Source organism: Finegoldia sp. P3-F-LR (assembly GCF_052932165.1).
Genome location: NZ_JBRFJE010000017.1, coordinates 1 through 18,051 on the forward strand (window position 1 = coordinate 1; position 18,051 = coordinate 18,051).

The window sequence follows — 18,051 nt, forward strand, 5'->3', positions numbered from 1 at the left end:
TAAATAGGAAGACTAGCTTCAAGGAGGGAGACTACGACCTCTATCTATACAATTATTATCCCATAAGAAAGTGGGATTGAGAATAAAATGTAGTAGTTATTACTACAACTATATTATACGAGGAGGTAGCATGAAAGGTTCAGAATGTAGATTAATAGAGTATATGGAAGGTTCCAAAAAACGTTTCATAATTCCGATTTACCAGCGTAACTATGACTGGAAGATAGAGAACTGCAAACAGCTTTTTGACGACCTTGTTAAAGTGATAAAAAACAAAAGAAAAAGTCATTTCTTTGGGAGTTTGGTTTCTGTTTATGAACCATCTGGAAGAAATACGGAGTTTCTTGTAATCGATGGCCAGCAAAGGCTAACAACGGTGTCATTATTGCTCTTAGCTATGTATAATCTTATTAAGTCTGGGATAGTAATTCCGAGAGACGGTTTCTTAGACAAGCAGATTTATGAGGATTTTTTGGTTGATAAATATCAGCCAGAGGAAACTCGTATTAAGCTAAAACCTGTAAAAAACGATCAAAAGGCTTTTGGTAAGCTGTTTTATGATGTTAATGAATACATTATGGAGTCAAATCTTACCACTAACTACAATTATTTCTATGAAAGAATCCAAAAGCAGGAAATAACGATTGATGAATTGTTTGATGCAATATGCAGATTGGAGATTATTAACATAACGTTGAACAATGAGGATAACCCTCAGTTAATATTTGAAAGCTTGAACTCAACTGGTCTTGACTTGAGCGAGGGTGATAAAATCAGGAACTTTATATTGATGGGCCTACCTTCAAAAGAACAAGATGAGTACTATGATAAATATTGGAACAGAATTGAAGAATGTACTAAATATGATGTTAGCTCCTTTGTAAGGGATTATTTGAGCATCAAGCAGCTGGCAATACCATCACAGAGAAAGATTTATATCAGCTTTAAAGAGTACGTTGAGCAAAAATCGATCGAAACAGAAGAGCTTTTGAAAGATTTACTGGCATATGCTAAACGATATGAAAGTTTGCTATGTGGTAGCACAAAGAATAAGGCTTTAGATGCATGTATATACAGGCTAAACAGATTGGAGACAACAGTTACAAGACCATTCTTCCTTGAAGTATTAAGGCTTTATGATGAAAATAAACTGGATATGTCAGAGCTTTCCGAAACATTTTTGATTACAGAAAATTATGTATTCAGAAGAACAATATGTGATCTACCGGCAAATGCATTGAGTAAAATATTTTATACGCTTCATAGAGAAATCACGAGATATGAAGGTAATGATCAGGAATATGTTGAGAAATTTAAGTATGCACTTTTATCAAAGAAGGAAAGAGCGCGCTTTCCTAACGACGATGAATTTTCTGAAAAATTTACAGAGAGACCTGTTTACCAAATGAATAGCAAGAATAAGGTTTATATTATGGAACGTCTGGAAAATTATTCTACTGCAGAAGATAAAGATGTATATGGCCATTGTGATGATGGGACTTATTCCATCGAGCATATTATGCCGCAACATCTGACTCCAGCGTGGGTAAGGGCGCTTGGTGATGACTATGAAGAAATTCATGAGACATGGATTCATCGAATTGCAAATCTGACTTTGACTGCTTATAACTCAAAATATAGTAACAGTACATTTGAAGAGAAGAAATCAATGAAGAATGGATTTGAAGACAGTGGCATTCGAATGAACACTTATATTGCCAAGAAAGATAAATGGACTTTGACTGAACTCGAAGAACGTAGCAAATATTTGATGGGAAGGGCTCTCGAAATTTGGGCCGCGCCGACAAGCAAATTTAAGCCGGCAAAAAAACAGATGGATTCATTTACTTTGGACGACGATGCTTCATTAAGCGGAAGATTAATTACAAGCTTCAGTTATAAAAATACAGAACAACCAGTTTCAAGTTGGGTAGAAATGTTCCAGAAAGTATTGCAAATTCTATATGCAGAAGACAGGAGTATAATCATAAAACTTGCCGTTTCTACAGAGGATAATGTTGCAAGACATTTTACAACGAATGAATCAGATTTCAAAAAGAGCGTTGAAATAGGAGATGGCATTTTCGTATGGACTAATTCAAGTACACAAAGCAAAATTTCCGTATTGAATAGAGTGTTTGAATTATATGATGCCGATCCAAGTGATTTGGTTTTTTACTTACGTGATGAAAATGAAAGTGTAGATAAAGAAACAGGAACGCGATATTAATTACGAAGAAAGTACTGGGCATATGCATTAGAAAAAATAAAAGAAGCTCATGAAGAGGGCAACTCTTTTGCTAACGTAAATCCATCAAAATCAAACTGGATTAGCGGTTTTTTTGGAATTAGCGGTTTTAAAATTAACTGCGTGGCTAACTTTGATTTCGCAATGGTTGAATTGTACTTAGGAAAAGTTAAGAAAGAAGAGAATAAAAAAGCTTTTGATATGCTTATAAGATATAAAGATGATATTGAAAAAGCACTTGGAGTATCCCTCGTTTGGAGTCGCGAAGATGATATGAAGACATCAAAAATTTCATATAAACTAAATAATGTAAGTATAAAAAACGAAACTGATTGGTTGCAGATGGCAAAGTTTCATGCAGAGTGGAGCAAAAAATTCTATGATGTTATAGTGCCATATCTGAGAAATTTTTAGGTAGATATAGTAATTGAGCGGATATTCTCTTTGGAGAAAATTCCATCCGAGATTTCTATGTTTACTTAATAAATAGCAAATAAGATTTTTTGAATTTTATAAAATAATAATCCACAGGACGATAGAAATATCGTCTTTTTTATTTTGGTTTTCTGTAAAATGACTTATTAACAACAATTATTGGGTATAAATATATGAGGAGGAATTTATGGATATTTTTTTAGTGGCATTTAAGTTGATTTTAGCTGCTGTACTAGGCGCTATTATTGGTGTAGAAAGAGAAATAAAGAACAGAGCAGCGGGTTTTCGTACTCACATTATTGTCAGTGTTGGAGCGTGTTTGATTATGCTGATTGGAATTGATGCAATCGGCGATATTTCTAGTGATAGGGCAAGAGATACTGCAAGGCTTGCAGGTCAAGTTGTGAGTGGAATTGGGTTTTTGGGAGCAGGTACCATTCTTCAAAAAAAGAATGGTGTTTCAGGACTTACTACGGCTGCAACTTTGTGGCTATCAGGAGCGATTGGGCTTGCTGTAGGGATTGGATATTATGAAGGGGCAATTATTGCAACTGTTATTTGTCTGATAACTTTGGTTTCACTTAAAGGAATCAGTGATTTAATCAACAAGAAAACTACAAAATCCTACTCAATGATATTTAATAATAACAATTTTGATCAAAATAGCTTTTATGATTTTACTTCAGAACAAGGGGTAGAGGTGAGAAAACTCGACATAATTGATGAGGATATGGATGATAAATCTATGATTGAGACAACTTTATCTTTTCATAAAAACTATGATACGGGTATATTTTTCAAGAAATTGAAATCAGATTATAATTTGCAATCGTTCAAATCAATTGACGAAAATGATTAGATATTATGAATAGAATTAAAAAACTTTTGCCATATTTAATGGTTAATATAATCTGTTTTTATTTGTTGACATTGTTAATGAAAGATACAGGAAGTGCAATGTTTATTTTATTATTTGTAATTCCTGTTATAACTTTTGTAACTGCAATATCATGTGGAAAGAAGACCTCTTTTGATTTGCTTTATCCTATTTTAGTTATGGTGATTTTCGCTCCATCTATATTTATTTTTTACAATGAAAGCGCCACAATTTATATATTTATTTACGGTGCGATTTCGTTGATGGGATTAATTGTGGGTAGCAGATTGAGATAAGAGTGGGGAAAATTATGAACTGGATTAATAGTTTTGAGATTTTATGCTATTTTATCGTATTTATCTTGGTTGTCGATATTTTGAAAAGCAAAAACTACAGGGAGCTTGGTCTTTTGATTTCGGGAGCTTTGGCAGGGTTTTGCTTGGAACTTTTGGCAGTGAGATTTACAGATATTTATCATTATAGCAATGATTTTTTCATAAGTATTGGTTTCTACCCCTATCAGTTTCCCTTTTTCGGAGGTCTGATGTGGGGAGGAATCAGCGTGTGTGCACTTAGAATCGCAAACAAGTTTTCAATCAGCAATATAATGAAGGCTTTGTTGAGTGGTTGGTTGATTGTAAGCATGGATTTGCTTTTGGATGTAGTGGCCATAAGGTTAAACGGAGGTTTCTGGGTGTGGGATGGGCGCCCAATCACTCTTGCTATCAATCATCATATGTTCATGAGCGTAATTTGGGTTAATTTTTTGGGATATATGTTTGAAGTGCCAGCAATTATTTTTATGACTTTGAAACAATGGGACAAATCTTTCGAAAAATCAGATTTTAACATCGGTAAATCGCTGTTGATAGGAATTTGTGGAGTATTGTTCGTAGCAGTGGCAAGTGCGATTTCTCTTGTTTTAGATAAAATCACTGATGAATGGTTTTCATGCATTGCTTTTTCGGTGATTTGGATTTTTGTTTTTATAAAATTGATATCAATTTTAATTAGTCATCACAAATCAATTACGTTCAAAAACAAAAAGGATTGGCCGCTGTTTGTTTTTTGGTTTAGTATATATGCTTATTGCATTGCTGCGCTTTTCAAACTTAATATTATGAGTGCCAATTTTTTATACGCGTTTTTTACATTTTTCATTATGATAATGACGTTGGTTTTGAGTTTGATAGATATTGAAAATAATCATTAGGCATCTACATTTGTAGGTGCTTTTATTGTGGCTAAAATTACCATTTGAAACACAAATTGGGTATAAATAATACAACGAAAGTATATAGGAGTTTATTATGAAAAAATCAATCGTATCTAGAACGATTAAAACGGCTTTGGCTTCACTTTTGGCGATAATTGTTTCACAAGAATTATCACTTGAATTTGCAGCTGCGGCGGGAATTATTGCAATACTGAATGTGTTTGATACGAGAAAAGCTACGATAGAAGGTGGCTTGAAGAGGACTTTGTCCGCAATAATCGCTCTTTTAATCGGAGGATTTTTATTTGAAAAATTAGGATACAAAACTTGGGTTTTCGGATTGTATTTGCTATTATTTGTGCCTGTGTCTTTTTTGTTAAGGATCGAGCTGGGGTTGGGACCTTCAAGTGTAATTGTGACACATTTGTTGGCGTTTGGAAGAATTGACTCAGCGATTATTTTGAATGAAATGGCACTAGTGTTTATAGGAACTGGATTTGCGATGCTAACCAATTTCTACGCACCTACAAGCCAAGATAGATTAAACAAGTTAATCGATAATATTGACGAAGATATGACGTTCATTTTGAATTTGTTCGGACAATCTCTGGTAACAAATTTAGATGTGAAGTTATACAAAGACAAGATTTCAAAACTTGATGAAGACATCGACAAGGCGATTGAAATTGCGATAATTGAAAATGACAATTTAATTGAAAATAGCAGAGATATACTGGACAATTTGCGTTTGAGAAATAGAGAGATGGATTTATTAGAAGAGATGTATCATGATTTGAAGACGATTCCTGCTGAATATTCAGATGGAAAGTACATTTCAGATATTTTAATTGAAACTTCTGAAAATTTGACAAATGGTGAAGAAATCACGAAAGTGAAAAATAAAATTGATTTTCTGAAAAATCATTTCAATATGATGAAATTGCCAGAAAATCACGAAGATTTTGCTATTCGTTCTGCAATTTTTCAAGTGTTCAGAAGTTTGGATCAATTTGTGGATATAAGTAACTATATTAACAATAAACTTAATAAGAAAAAAGGTAAAAGGTGATTATATGTGTGAAGAAAAGAATGAGGAGCTGATTTTCAAGGAAAAGCTTGGCGAGACTGTGGAGAGTTTTGGCAAGGGTAGCCAAGAGGGAGCGAAGGTTTCTATTAGAAATTGCCAGGATTTTTTTGGTTGTGTTTCGATTAGTCACCAAAAGCAAATAGCAGACGCTTTTGATATTGATGAAAAATACATCAAGACGATTATTAAATTCATTCCATCTATCAAAGAATCAAAGGTTGAATACGAGATTGTGTGCTGTTCGGGACCGAGATGTGCGAAGAACGGTTCGATGGAAGTGTTGATGACGGTGAAAAAAGAGCTTGGAATGGATTTTAATGAAACATCTGCTGATGGAAAAATTCGACTCAGAACTCAAAATTGTTTCAAAAAATGTAAAGATGGCCCCAATATTATGATTAATGGCAAATTCTATCACCACATGAATGCGGATAAAACAAAAGAAGTTCTGGAAAAAATCAAATAAATTCTAATTGGAGCTAGTTGATTTCTAGCTCTTTTTTTATGAAATCTGATAGAATATAGTTAAGAAAATCAAGCGAGGTATTTATGAATAAATTATGTTTTATTGGCGCTGGGAATATGGGATCTGCGATGATTTCTGGCGTTGTGAAATCTAAGTTAATAGATAGAGATAAAATTTTTGTTTCAAATAAATCTGAGAAGAAATTAAACGATTTGAAAGAAGAATGGGGAGTGAACACAACTACTGACAATAAGAAAGCTTGTGAAAATTCTGATGTTGTGATTTTGGCAGTGAAGCCACATATTATTCCAACAGTTTTAGAAGAAATCAAAGATGTTATTAATAAGGAAGCTATTGTGATTTCCGTTGCAGCAGGGGTTAATATTTCAGATATTGAAAAAATTTTGGGAAAAGACTACAAGATTTTGCGTGTTATGCCGAACACGCCATGTCTTGTCGGGGAAGGAATGTCTGCGATTTGTCCGAATGAAAATATAAATGATGATGATTTGAAAATCGTGAGAGATATTTTCAATTCGCTTGGAAAAAGCGAAGTAATCGACGAAAGTTTGATGGACTGTGTGATTGGAGTTAGCGGCTCATCTCCTGCATATGTGTTTATGTTTATGGAAGCGATGGCTGATGCAGCTGTACAAACGGGAATGAAACGAGATATGGCATACAAATTCGTGGCACAATCGGTGCTTGGCGCTTCTAAAATGTTAATGGAAACTCACAAACATCCAGGAGAATTGAAGGACATGGTGTGTTCGCCAGCAGGAACGACTATTAAGGCTGTGGAAGTTTTAGAAAAATACGGGCTTAGAAATGCTGTCATTCAAGCTCAGCTTGCCTGTGTGGAAAAATCACGTCAAATGAGTGAAAAATAATTTACAATGATTTTTATGATAATGTAGTGTATGAAATTGTTTGTTATTTTTTAACATTTCATGGTGCAAATTATAGGTCTGTGTGATATAATATATTGTAAATTATTTTAGTGGGGGCAAAATGATGAGCGTTATTGATATTTCAATAAATTTCATAAAAAAGCTTTTTGATTTGAGATTTACAAATCACGATCTAAGCCTTATCAATAAATTGAGAGGCAAATTGATAGCTATTTTTGCGTCCAATAAAAAAGTGTATAATTGTCAAAAAATTTAGGAGAATTCTATCTAGAATTCTCTATTTTTTTATTTTAGGAGGGTATTATGGAAAAATTGTACGAAGGTAAAGCAAAGGAAGTTTATTTAACAGAAAAGGCTGATGAATATATCATCAGATACAAGGATGATGCAACAGCTGGTAACGGTGAAAAGAAAGCTACAATTGCTGGTAAGGGTGAACTAAACTTAGCAATCACTACAATGATTTTTGAAATGCTTGAAAAAAACGGCATCAAAACTCACTACATTGAAACAATCAACAATACTGATATGAGAGTTAAAAAAGTTACTATCATGCCACTTGAAGTTATCGTTAGAAACATCACTGCAGGTTCTTTTGCAAAAAGATACGGCGTTGAAGAAGGAAAAGTTTTAAATCAACCAACTTTTGAATTATCATATAAGAATGATGATTTGGGAGATCCATTGATGTGTGAAGACCACGCAATTGCTCTTGGAGTTATCACAAAAGAAGAATATGACTATTTAAGAGAAGAAACTTTGAAAATCAACGAACTACTTAAAGAATTTTTCTTGAAAATCAACTTAAAATTAGTTGACTTCAAAATCGAATTCGGTAAGACTGATGACGGACAAATCTTATTAGCTGACGAAATCAGCCCAGATACTTGCAGATTGTGGGATAAAGACACTAACCAAAAATTAGACAAAGATATTTTCAGAAGAGATTTGGGAGATTTGACAGAAGGCTACAAAGAAGTTCTAAATAGAATGAGAGGCTAGGATGTGTGGAGTTATAGGGATATATTCTAAGTCCGAAGTTAATAAGAAATTATTTTTCGGACTTAACTCCTTACAACACAGAGGACAAGAATCCTGTGGTATCACCGTTAGTAACGGTGAAAACCTACATAGAGAAAAAGGCATGGGACTTGTTATCGATGTGTTTAAGGAAGAAAATTTGAATAATTTAGTTGGTAATGTAGGAATTGGACACGTAAGATATTCGACAGCTGGTGGTTCTCACGATTACAACACTCAACCATTGATGGCTTTTGCAAAGGGAATTGAAATGAGCTTGGCGCACAATGGAAATCTTATCAATCACCAAATTTTAAGAACAAGACTTGAAGAAGACGGCGTGATGTTCCAAACAGCGATTGACAGTGAAGTTATTTTGTATTTGATTGCTAGATATTACAAAGGGGACATCGTTGAAGCTATCAAAAAAACAATGAAACTTATCAAAGGAGCTTACGCAGTTGTGTTGTGCTTGAAAGATAAGCTTGTAGCATTTCGTGATCCTTTGGGAATTAGACCTCTTGTTATGGGGAAAAATGATGAAGATGTTGTGTTTGCATCTGAAAATGCAGCGGTGGAAATCGTCGGAGCAACTGAAATCAGAGATGTTAAACCAGGAGAAATAATTGTCGTAGACAAAGAAGGCGCAAATTCTTCGATGTATACAACAGATGAAGCACCACGTCATTGTTTCTTTGAATATGTGTACTTCGCAAGAGAAGATGCCACTTTAGATGGAACAAACGCATATAATTTTAGAAGAAGATGCGGAGAATATTTGTCACAAGAGTCTCCATGTGATGTTGATTTGGTAGTTCCAGTCCCAGATTCTGGAATTCCTTCAGCGATAGGATATTCACAAAAAACAGGAATTCCTTACGCACAAGGTTTGGTTAAAAACAGATACATGGGAAGAACTTTCATCAAACCAACTCAAAAAGAAAGAGAAATGGCTGTTAAGTTGAAATTAAATCCTTTGAGACATGTATTAAAAGGAAAGAGAGTTGTACTTATAGATGATTCCATTGTAAGAGGAACTACAAGTGCTAATTTGATTCAAAGAATTAGAGAAGCTGGTGCGACAGAAGTTCACATGAGAATCACATCGCCACCTGTAAAATTCCCTTGCTATTACGGAATTGACACGCCTTCAAGAAAGCATTTGATTGCAGCGAACATGGATATCGAAGCTATCCGTGAAAAAATCGGCGCAGATAGCTTAGCGTTTATTTCAATGGAAGGAATGGTAAAATCTAGCAGCGACAAAATCGACAAATTCTGTAAGGCTTGTTTTGATGGAGATTATCCAGTAGATCCGATAGTTATATAGGTGATTAAATGAATATTGCAGTTTTTATTTCAGGTACTGGTACCAATTTGAAAGCTCTGTTGGATGCAAAAAAAGACAATTATTTCAATAGCGATATTGTTGTTGTGGTTAGTAACAAAAACGCAGATGGTCTTAATTTTGCAAGAGATTTCAACGTGGATACTTTGGTTTCAAAAGATGACGAAGAAATCATCAATTGTTTAAAATCAAAAAACGTAGATTTGATTGTGTTGGCAGGTTTCTTGCCTAAAATTTCAAAGAGAATTATAAATGAGTTTACAATTGTAAATATCCATCCATCATTGCTTCCAAAATACGGTGGTAAGGGATGTTATGGAATCCATGTTCACGAAAAAGTTTTTGCTAATAAGGAAAAAACTAGTGGTGCAACTGTGCATTTCGTGAATGAAAAATTAGACGATGGAGATATTTTGCTTCAAAGATCTGTGGATATTTCTGATTGTAAATCGGAAGATGAGATAGCAAAGAAAGTTTTGAAAATAGAACATGGCATTTTGAAAGATGCTATAAAAAAATTGGAGGAGAGTTCATGCGCGCATTAATTTCACTTACGGATAAGACAAATGTAGCTAAATTAGCAAAAAGTTTACAAGAATTGGGATATGAAATCATATCTACAGGTGGTACTTACAAGGAAATCGAAAAATCTGGAGTAAATGTAATAGACATCTCCAAGGTTACAAATTTCCCTGAAATTTTGCAAGGCAGAGTGAAGACTTTGTCACCATACGTTCACGGTGGAATTTTGTATAAGAGAGATAAAGAAGACCACAAGAAAACTGTAGAAGAATTGAACATTCAACCAATCGATATTGTTGTGGTTAATTTGTACGATTTCCAAAACGCATTAAAAACAGGTGACCACGACAACATCGTTGAAAACATCGATATCGGTGGACCAACTTTGATTAGAAGTGCTGCGAAAAACTACAAGGATGTTTTGGTTGTAACAGATCCTTCTGATTATGACGAACTTATCGACAGATTGAAAAACGACAACGTGGACATAGCTTACAGAGAAAAACTAGCTATGAAGGCTTTTAGTTTGACAGCTTACTACGATTCTGTGATTTCAAGATATTTCCAAGAACAAGTTGGAGAACGTAGTGACTACAGAACTTTTGGTTTCAAAAAAGAAGAAGAACTTAGATATGGTGAAAACTCACATCAAAGTGCCAATCTTTACATAGACCCATTTGTAAACGGCAAATTGACGGATTGCGAAGTTATTCACGGAAAAGCAATGAGCTTCAACAATTACAACGATTTGAATGTTGCAGTGGAATTAGCTGACGAATTGGGAGAAAATTCTTGTGTTGCATTGAAGCACCAATCACCATGTGGAGTTGCAATTGCAGACAGTGTTTCTGAAGCATACCACAAGGCTTACTTGGCAGATTCAACTTCGATTTTCGGTGGAATTATCGCCATCAATGGAGTTGTAGATGAAAAATGTGCCGACGAAATGAGCCAAATTTTCTTGGAAATTATAGCTGCGAAAGATTTCGACGAAAAAGCACTTGAAATTTTAACCAAAAAGAAAAACATCAGACTTGTTAAGATAAAATTTGACAACGATTCAGTAAAAGAAGACATTAAGTATTTGAACGGAAAAGTTTTAATCCAAGACAAGGACTTCGGTGTTGACGAATACAACGTAGTTACTGACGAAAAACCAAGTGATGAAGATAAGAAAGATTTGGAATTTGCCATGAAAGTGGTTAAATTCACAAAATCAAATGCAATTGTACTAGCAAAAGATTCTCACACTTTGGGAATTGGTGGAGGACAAACATCTAGGATTTGGGCGTTAGAAAACATAGCCAACAATCACCCGGACGTTGATTTTACTGGATGCGTATTGGCATCAGATGCTTTCTTCCCATTTTCTGATTGCGTAGAATTTGCACACAAATTAGGAGTAAAAGCTATTATTCAACCAGGTGGAAGCATCAAAGACCAAGATTCAATTGACAAATGCAATGAGTACGGAATTAGCATGGTGTTCACAAAAAACAGACATTTCAAACATTAAAAATTGGGAGGTTTTATGAAAATTTTAGTTGTAGGTTCAGGTGGCAGAGAGTTCGCACTTGGACGTAAAATAAAATCTTTTGATGAAAATAGGAAAGTTTTCTTCGCTCCAGGAAATGCTGGAACTGAAGATATCGGAGAAAACGTAGATATTCAAGCAGATGATTTGCAAGGTCTGCTTGAATTTGCAAAGAAAAATGGAATAGACTTCACAGTTGTTGGCCCTGAAAATCCATTGTGCGACGGAATTTCAGATTTGTTCGAAGAAAATGGTCTTAAAATATTTGGACCTGTAAAAAAAGCCGCTGAATTTGAAAACTCAAAATCATTTACGAAAAAATTCTTGGAAAAATACGACATCAATACAGCTAAGTATTTGGAGAGCAAAGATTTTGATGAGTCTTATGATTTTGCAAATAAATTGTTGGAAGAAAATGGCAAAGTTGTCGTTAAAAGAGATGGCCTTGCAGCTGGAAAGGGAGTCTACATTGTAGATAATTCTGATGATTTGAAGGAGATTCTGCAAGATGTACTAGAAAAAGACAACATGGTTGTCATCGAACAATTCCTCGACGGATTTGAGATGAGTTTGTTGTGCTTTACAGATTCAAAGACGATTCTTCCGCTTCCAACTGCGAAGGATCACAAGAAGATTTTTGAAAGAGAAATGGGAGCAAACACTGGCGGCATGGGAACTTACGCTCCAAATGTCGAGGCAGAAGTATTTGTAGATAGAATCAAAAAAAGCGTTTTGGACAAAATTCTCACAGGATTAAAAGAAGAAAACATTGATTTCAGAGGATTGTTGTTCATTGGATTTATGATAACTGATGATGGAATTTACGTTTTGGAATTCAACGCGAGATTTGGAGATCCTGAAACTCAAGTCGTGCTTGAACTTATCGACAATGATTTGTTGGATATTATGATGAAAACAAGTGAAGGGAAATTATCCGATGTCGATTTGAAAATAAATGATAACAAGGCGCTTTGCGTTGTTCTAAGTGCTGGTGGATATCCGGAAAGTTATGACAAGGGTGATGAGATTACAATTTCTGATATGGACAGTGTTGTTTTCCATGCAGGAACGAAAAAAGTCGACGGCAAAATCGTCACAAACGGTGGCCGAGTACTAAATATTGTAAATTCTAAAAAGAATTTTGATGATGTTATTAAGGCTTGTTATGAAGATATAGAAAAGGTGGATTTTAAAAACATGTATCACAGAACTGATATTGGTCCTAGAGTTAAAAGAGTTTATGTCAGGAAAAAAGACGAATACGATTATGAATCTAAGGAAAAGAAAAAGCAAATTGAAAACTTACTTGGAATTGATTTGGATAAATTCGTAATTTACAAGAGATACGATTTGGAAATTAGCGATGATAATTTGGGAAAAATTGTCGACACTGTCCTTAGCGAAAAATCTGTAGATGATGTGTTCTATGGAGAAGATGCGTTGAAATTACAAGCTGATATGAAAAACGCAATCGCTGTGGAATATTTGCCAGGTCAATTTGATCAAAGAAAACAAGGCGTGCTTGACACATTGAGTTTGATTTTGGATGAAGATGTGGATTGTAAGACATCGACAGTTTACGAAATCGAAGGCGCTAACAAAGAAGATTTGGAAAAAATCGAAAAATATTTGGTAAATCCTGTTGACAGCCACAAGGTTAGTTTGCTTGGAATCCCAACAACTTTGAAACAAGAAAATCCTAAGAATTTGGAAAACGAAACATACAATGGCTTCAGAGATATGAAAGATGATGAGCTTCAAAAATTCGTCGACGATCACTCATTGGCGATGAATGACGAAGATTTGAAATGCATCAGAGATTATTTCAAATCAGAAGACCGAGATCCTAACGAAACAGAAATCAAGATTTTGGATACTTACTGGTCAGACCACTGTAGACACACAACTTTCAACACTTTTTTGGACATTGAATTCAATGCAAAAACAAAACTTGACGAAGCAATTCATAACAGTTTTGAAGAATATTTGAAAGTTAGAGAAGAATTAAAAATAGAGAAACCAATCAATCTTATGAGTTTTGGAACGATTTTATCCAAATACATGAGAAGCAAAAACGAGTTTGATGATTTGGAAATTTCATCTGAAATCAACGCTTGTTCTGTTAAAATCAAAGTTCGCGTGGAAGTTGATGGTGTTGACGAAACTAGAGATTATTTGTTGATGTTCAAAAACGAAACACACAATCACCCAACAGAAATCGAACCATTTGGTGGCGCAAGTACATGCTTGGGTGGAGCAATCAGAGACCCACTAAGCGGTAGAGCTTTTGTATACCAAGCTATGAGAATCACAGGAGCAGGAAATCCTCTTACTTCATTGGAAGATACGATGGATGGAAAGCTTCCACAAATAAAAATCACACAAGAAGCTGCGAAGGGATATTCTTCTTACGGAAACCAAATTGGTTTGGCAACTGGATTTGTGGATGAAATTTACCACGACGGATATGTTGCTAAGAGATTGGAATGTGGAGCTGTAATGGCAGCTGCACCAATTGATAATGTAAAAAGAATTGAACCAGAAAAAGGAGACATCGTAATCTTACTTGGCGGAAGAACTGGACGTGACGGAATTGGTGGAGCGACAGGTTCTTCAAAGAGTCACAAAGTTACAAGTATAAAAACAGAATCTGCACAAGTTCAAAAAGGTAACGCACCTGAAGAAAGAAAAATCCAAAGACTTTTCAGAATTCCTGAGCTTGCAAGTTTGATCAAAAAATGTAACGACTTTGGAGCCGGTGGAGTGAGCGTTGCGATTGGGGAGCTTCACGATGGTGTAGATATTTATTTGGACAGAGTTCCATTGAAATACAAAGGCCTCAAACCATTTGAAATCGCAATCAGTGAATCACAAGAAAGAATGGCATGTGTAATTGCTAAGAAAGATTTGGAAGAATTTGTGAAATATGCAGACGCAGAGAACATCGAAACGACTGTCGTTGCAGACATCACAGACACTAATAGAATGAGAATGTTCTACGATGAAGATTTGATTGCAGACATCAGCTACGATTTCATCAACACAAATGGTTCAGATAGAAACGCTGAAGTTGAAGTTGTATCAGAAGATGTTCCAGAAATTTTGACTGAAAAATGTTCTGATGCGAACAAATTCTACGACAAAGTTAAAATGCTTAACATAACATCTAAGAGAGATTTGATAGAAATGTTCGACTCCACAATAGGACGAAACACTGTCATCAATCCAATGGGTGGTAAATTGCAATTGAATCCATCACAAGCAATGGTTGCAAAGATTCCAACAATGGATGGAGTTATGAAAACTGTATCTATGATGAGTTACGGATTTGACGCTGATTTGTCGGAACAATCTCAATACTTGGGAGGATACTACGCAGTTGTAGAATCAATCAGTAAATTAATCGCGTTGGGTTCTGACAAAAACTTAATCAGATTGACATTCCAAGAATACTACGAAAAAATGCTAGACAAAAAGATCTGGTCCAAACCATTGAAAGCATTACTTGGTGCATTTACTGTTTCAAAACATTTCAAAGCAATGCCAATCGGTGGAAAAGACAGTATGAGTGGTAACTTCGAAGACATCAAGGTTCCACCAACTATGATTTCATTTGCAGTGACACACGAAGATGTGGACAACATAATTACGAATGATTTGAAAGGCAAAGGCAAAATAGGTCTTGTAAGAACACCTTACGAAGAAGACGGAACATTGAACCTTGAAAAATTGGAAGAAAATTTCGATTTTATCACAGAACAAATCAGAAACAAAAATATTATTTCTGCGATTGCATTGGATAAAAAAGGCTTGTTGGCTAATATTTTTGAACAATCTGTAGGAAACACTGGATTTAATATCAAATTTGATAATTTGTACAATCCAATGTACGGAAGTTTCGTAGTTGAATATATTGAAGACGACGAAAATATCGAACACATCGGTGATTTTGCAGATGAAATTATCGTAAATGATGTTAAATTAGATTCAGAAAAATTACTAGAAGGCTACACTACAGTTTTAAATAAAGTATTCACTCCAAAAGAAAAAATCGAATACAAATCAATTGAAAACAAAAAAATCGAACAACGTAGAATGAAATCCAAGAAACCAACTGACACACCTCACGTTGTAATCTTGGCAGCTCCTGGAACAAACTGTGAATGGGATACATTGAACGCATTCAAAGAAAATGGAGCAGATGGAGAAATTGTTCTATTCAAAAACAGAAACCAAGAAGATATATTGAATTCTATTGATGTTTTGGCTGAAAAAATTAGAAAAGCGCAAATATTTGCCATTCCTGGAGGATTTTCACTAGGGGATGAGCCAGACGGATCAGCTAAGTTCTTGGCAAATATTCTAAGAAATGAGAAAATAAGTAGTGCGATAGATTATTTGTTGAACGAAAACGACGGATTGGTAATTGGAATTTGCAATGGATTCCAAGCTTTGGTGAAGACTGGACTTCTTCCTTATGGAAAAGTTACATCACCACAAGAAGACGATCCAAACTTGACATTCAACACAAACAGAAGACACATTGCAACTTTTGTAGATACATTGTGCTTGACTAATAACAGTCCTTGGACAAATGGAATTGACTTGAACAAGACATACAGAATGCCGATTTCACACGGTGAAGGAAGATTTGTAATCAAAGAAGACAAACTCCAAGAACTTTTAGATAATGAACAAGTTTTCTCAGCTTACAAAATCTCTCCAAACGGATCAGACTACAATATCGAAGGAATTTTATCCAGAGATGGTAAGATTTTGGGAAGAATGTGTCACACTGAAAGAATCGCAGATGATTTGTACAAAAATATTTACGATATCGACAAGCAAAATATTTTTAGAAATGCAGTAGAATACTTCAAGGAGAAATAATGAACAACGATATTTACCAAAGTCCATTAAACACGAGATACGCAAGCCACGAAATGAGCCACAATTTCAGCTCTCAAGTTAAGTTTGAAACTTTCAGAAGATTGTGGTTAGCATTGGCGAAATCCGAAAAAGAATTGGGACTTAATATTACAGACGAACAAATAGAAGAATTGCAAACGCACATTTCAGACATCGATTTTGACAAGGCATCTGAATACGAAAAAATTCTTCGCCACGATGTAATGGCTCACGTGAAAACATACGGAGAAGTGTGTCCAAACGCAGCTGGAATTATCCACTTAGGAGCGACAAGTTGCTATGTAACTGACAACACAGACATTATAGTTATGAGAAACGCACTTGAAATCGTAGAGAAAAAGTTAGCGATTTTGATTAAACACTTGTCTGATTTTGCAATTAAATACAAAGATTTGCCAACACTTGGCTACACTCATTATCAACCAGCACAATTAGTGACTGTTGGAAAGCGTGCTACTTTGTGGATTCAAGATTTTCTTATGGATTTGGAAGAAGTTATTTACAGAAAAGAAAATTTAAAATTGAGAGGAGTAAAGGGAACTACTGGAACTCAAGCATCATTTTTAAAACTTTTCGACAATGACCACGACAAAGTAAAAGAATTGGAAAAGAAAATCGTAAAGGAAATGGGATTTGACAGCGCAGTTAGCGTTAGTGGACAAACATACACAAGAAAAATTGACTACCACGTGCTTCAAGTTCTATCATCAATCGCACAATCAGCTCACAAAATGACAAACGACATCAGACTTTTGCAAAACAGAAAAGAATTGGAAGAACCGTTTGAAAAAACACAAATCGGTTCATCAGCGATGGCTTACAAGAGAAATCCAATGAGATGCGAAAGAATTTCATCGCTTTCAAAATACGTGATGAGTCTGGTTCAAAACCCACAATTTGTAGCAAGTAATCAATGGCTTGAAAGAACGTTGGACGACTCTGCAAACAAGAGAATGAGTGTTCCAGAAAGTTTCATGGCTGTGGATAGTATTTTGGAAATAGCAATCAACGTTACAGACGGACTTGTTGTTTACGAAAACCAAATCAAAGCACACGTTAATGAGGAATTACCATTTATGGCGACTGAAAACATATTGATGGAAGCTGTAAAACGTGGCGGCGACAGACAAGAACTTCACGAAAAAATCAGAGAATATTCAATGGTTGCAGGTAGAAGAGTAAAAGAAGAAGGACTAGACAACAATTTATTAGAATTATTGGAAAAAGACGAAGCTTTTAATCTTGACAAAGACGATTTGAATTCACTTTTAGATGGCAAACTTTATATTGGAAGATGCCCAGAACAAGTGGTTGAATTTATCGAAGAAGACGTCAAACCAGTTATTTCAAAATACGACACAGAATACTCTGTTGATTTGAAAGTTTAAAAATATTAGAAATGCACATGGCTTAGTAGGCTGTGTGCATTTTTTAGTTGATTATATTAAATTTATACGA

The 18,051-nt window shown here is 34.9% G+C and carries 13 protein-coding genes and 1 pseudogene; all 14 read left to right on the top strand.

The window, feature by feature from the left end; all coding sequences use genetic code 11:
• Positions 1-130: 130 nt before the first annotated feature.
• The gene (locus ACU68U_RS07050) at positions 131-2,230 is read left to right on the top strand and encodes a DUF262 domain-containing protein (protein ID WP_446763025.1); all 2,100 of its coding nucleotides are present in this window, start codon (positions 131-133) and stop codon (positions 2,228-2,230) included.
• A gap of 12 nt (positions 2,231-2,242) precedes the next feature.
• Positions 2,243-2,662: pseudogene (locus tag ACU68U_RS07055) on the top strand (DUF4268 domain-containing protein); the annotation flags it as partial.
• Positions 2,663-2,870: 208 nt separating this feature from the next.
• The gene (locus ACU68U_RS07060) at positions 2,871-3,542 is read left to right on the top strand and encodes an MgtC/SapB family protein (protein WP_446763026.1); all 672 of its coding nucleotides are present in this window, start codon (positions 2,871-2,873) and stop codon (positions 3,540-3,542) included.
• A gap of 5 nt (positions 3,543-3,547) precedes the next feature.
• Positions 3,548-3,856, top strand: coding sequence for a hypothetical protein (locus ACU68U_RS07065; RefSeq protein ID WP_446763027.1), 309 nt, complete (start codon positions 3,548-3,550; stop codon positions 3,854-3,856).
• A 14-nt stretch (positions 3,857-3,870) separates the two neighbouring features.
• On the top strand, positions 3,871-4,773 hold the full coding sequence (locus ACU68U_RS07070) for a carotenoid biosynthesis protein (protein WP_446763028.1): 903 nt from the start codon (positions 3,871-3,873) through the stop codon (positions 4,771-4,773).
• Positions 4,774-4,870: 97 nt separating this feature from the next.
• On the top strand, positions 4,871-5,845 hold the full coding sequence (locus ACU68U_RS07075) for an aromatic acid exporter family protein (RefSeq protein ID WP_446763029.1): 975 nt from the start codon (positions 4,871-4,873) through the stop codon (positions 5,843-5,845).
• Between the two features lie 4 nt (positions 5,846-5,849).
• A complete protein-coding gene (locus tag ACU68U_RS07080) occupies positions 5,850-6,329 on the top strand; it encodes an NADH-quinone oxidoreductase subunit NuoE family protein (RefSeq protein WP_446763030.1) in 480 nt (159 codons plus the stop codon).
• A gap of 83 nt (positions 6,330-6,412) precedes the next feature.
• Positions 6,413-7,219, top strand: coding sequence for a pyrroline-5-carboxylate reductase (gene proC, locus ACU68U_RS07085; protein ID WP_274983742.1), 807 nt, complete (start codon positions 6,413-6,415; stop codon positions 7,217-7,219).
• A 324-nt stretch (positions 7,220-7,543) separates the two neighbouring features.
• A complete protein-coding gene (gene purC / locus ACU68U_RS07090; protein WP_094206209.1) occupies positions 7,544-8,242 on the top strand; it encodes a phosphoribosylaminoimidazolesuccinocarboxamide synthase in 699 nt (232 codons plus the stop codon).
• 1 nt (position 8,243) lies between these two features.
• A complete protein-coding gene (gene purF / locus ACU68U_RS07095; protein WP_094225105.1) occupies positions 8,244-9,590 on the top strand; it encodes an amidophosphoribosyltransferase in 1,347 nt (448 codons plus the stop codon).
• An 8-nt stretch (positions 9,591-9,598) separates the two neighbouring features.
• A complete protein-coding gene (gene purN / locus ACU68U_RS07100; RefSeq protein WP_446763031.1) occupies positions 9,599-10,153 on the top strand; it encodes a phosphoribosylglycinamide formyltransferase in 555 nt (184 codons plus the stop codon).
• Positions 10,141-11,646 carry a bifunctional phosphoribosylaminoimidazolecarboxamide formyltransferase/IMP cyclohydrolase gene (gene purH / locus ACU68U_RS07105; RefSeq protein ID WP_446763032.1) on the top strand — a complete coding sequence of 502 codons (1,506 nt, stop codon included), beginning with the start codon at positions 10,141-10,143 and terminating at the stop codon, positions 11,644-11,646. Before purN ends, purH begins: the two co-directional genes overlap by 13 nt.
• Positions 11,647-11,661: 15 nt before the next feature.
• Positions 11,662-16,554 (top strand): phosphoribosylformylglycinamidine synthase, encoded by a 4,893-nt coding sequence (locus tag ACU68U_RS07110; protein WP_446763033.1) that lies wholly within the window; start codon positions 11,662-11,664, stop codon positions 16,552-16,554.
• On the top strand, positions 16,554-17,981 hold the full coding sequence (gene purB / locus ACU68U_RS07115) for an adenylosuccinate lyase (RefSeq protein ID WP_446763034.1): 1,428 nt from the start codon (positions 16,554-16,556) through the stop codon (positions 17,979-17,981). The genes ACU68U_RS07110 and purB overlap by 1 nt, the downstream gene beginning before the upstream one ends.
• Positions 17,982-18,051: the final 70 nt, after the last annotated feature.

Bases quoted from the DNA above. Each gene is read 5' to 3' on its own strand.
- ACU68U_RS07050 (WP_446763025.1), top strand. From the start codon at position 131: ATGAAAGGTTCAGAATGTAGATTAATAGAGTATATGGAAGGTTCCAAA.
- ACU68U_RS07060 (WP_446763026.1), top strand. From the start codon at position 2,871: ATGGATATTTTTTTAGTGGCATTTAAGTTGATTTTAGCTGCTGTACTA.
- ACU68U_RS07065 (WP_446763027.1), top strand. From the start codon at position 3,548: ATGAATAGAATTAAAAAACTTTTGCCATATTTAATGGTTAATATAATC.
- ACU68U_RS07070 (WP_446763028.1), top strand. From the start codon at position 3,871: ATGAACTGGATTAATAGTTTTGAGATTTTATGCTATTTTATCGTATTT.
- ACU68U_RS07075 (WP_446763029.1), top strand. From the start codon at position 4,871: ATGAAAAAATCAATCGTATCTAGAACGATTAAAACGGCTTTGGCTTCA.
- ACU68U_RS07080 (WP_446763030.1), top strand. From the start codon at position 5,850: ATGTGTGAAGAAAAGAATGAGGAGCTGATTTTCAAGGAAAAGCTTGGC.
- proC (WP_274983742.1), top strand. From the start codon at position 6,413: ATGAATAAATTATGTTTTATTGGCGCTGGGAATATGGGATCTGCGATG.
- purC (WP_094206209.1), top strand. From the start codon at position 7,544: ATGGAAAAATTGTACGAAGGTAAAGCAAAGGAAGTTTATTTAACAGAA.
- purF (WP_094225105.1), top strand. From the start codon at position 8,244: ATGTGTGGAGTTATAGGGATATATTCTAAGTCCGAAGTTAATAAGAAA.
- purN (WP_446763031.1), top strand. From the start codon at position 9,599: ATGAATATTGCAGTTTTTATTTCAGGTACTGGTACCAATTTGAAAGCT.
- purH (WP_446763032.1), top strand. From the start codon at position 10,141: ATGCGCGCATTAATTTCACTTACGGATAAGACAAATGTAGCTAAATTA.
- ACU68U_RS07110 (WP_446763033.1), top strand. From the start codon at position 11,662: ATGAAAATTTTAGTTGTAGGTTCAGGTGGCAGAGAGTTCGCACTTGGA.
- purB (WP_446763034.1), top strand. From the start codon at position 16,554: ATGAACAACGATATTTACCAAAGTCCATTAAACACGAGATACGCAAGC.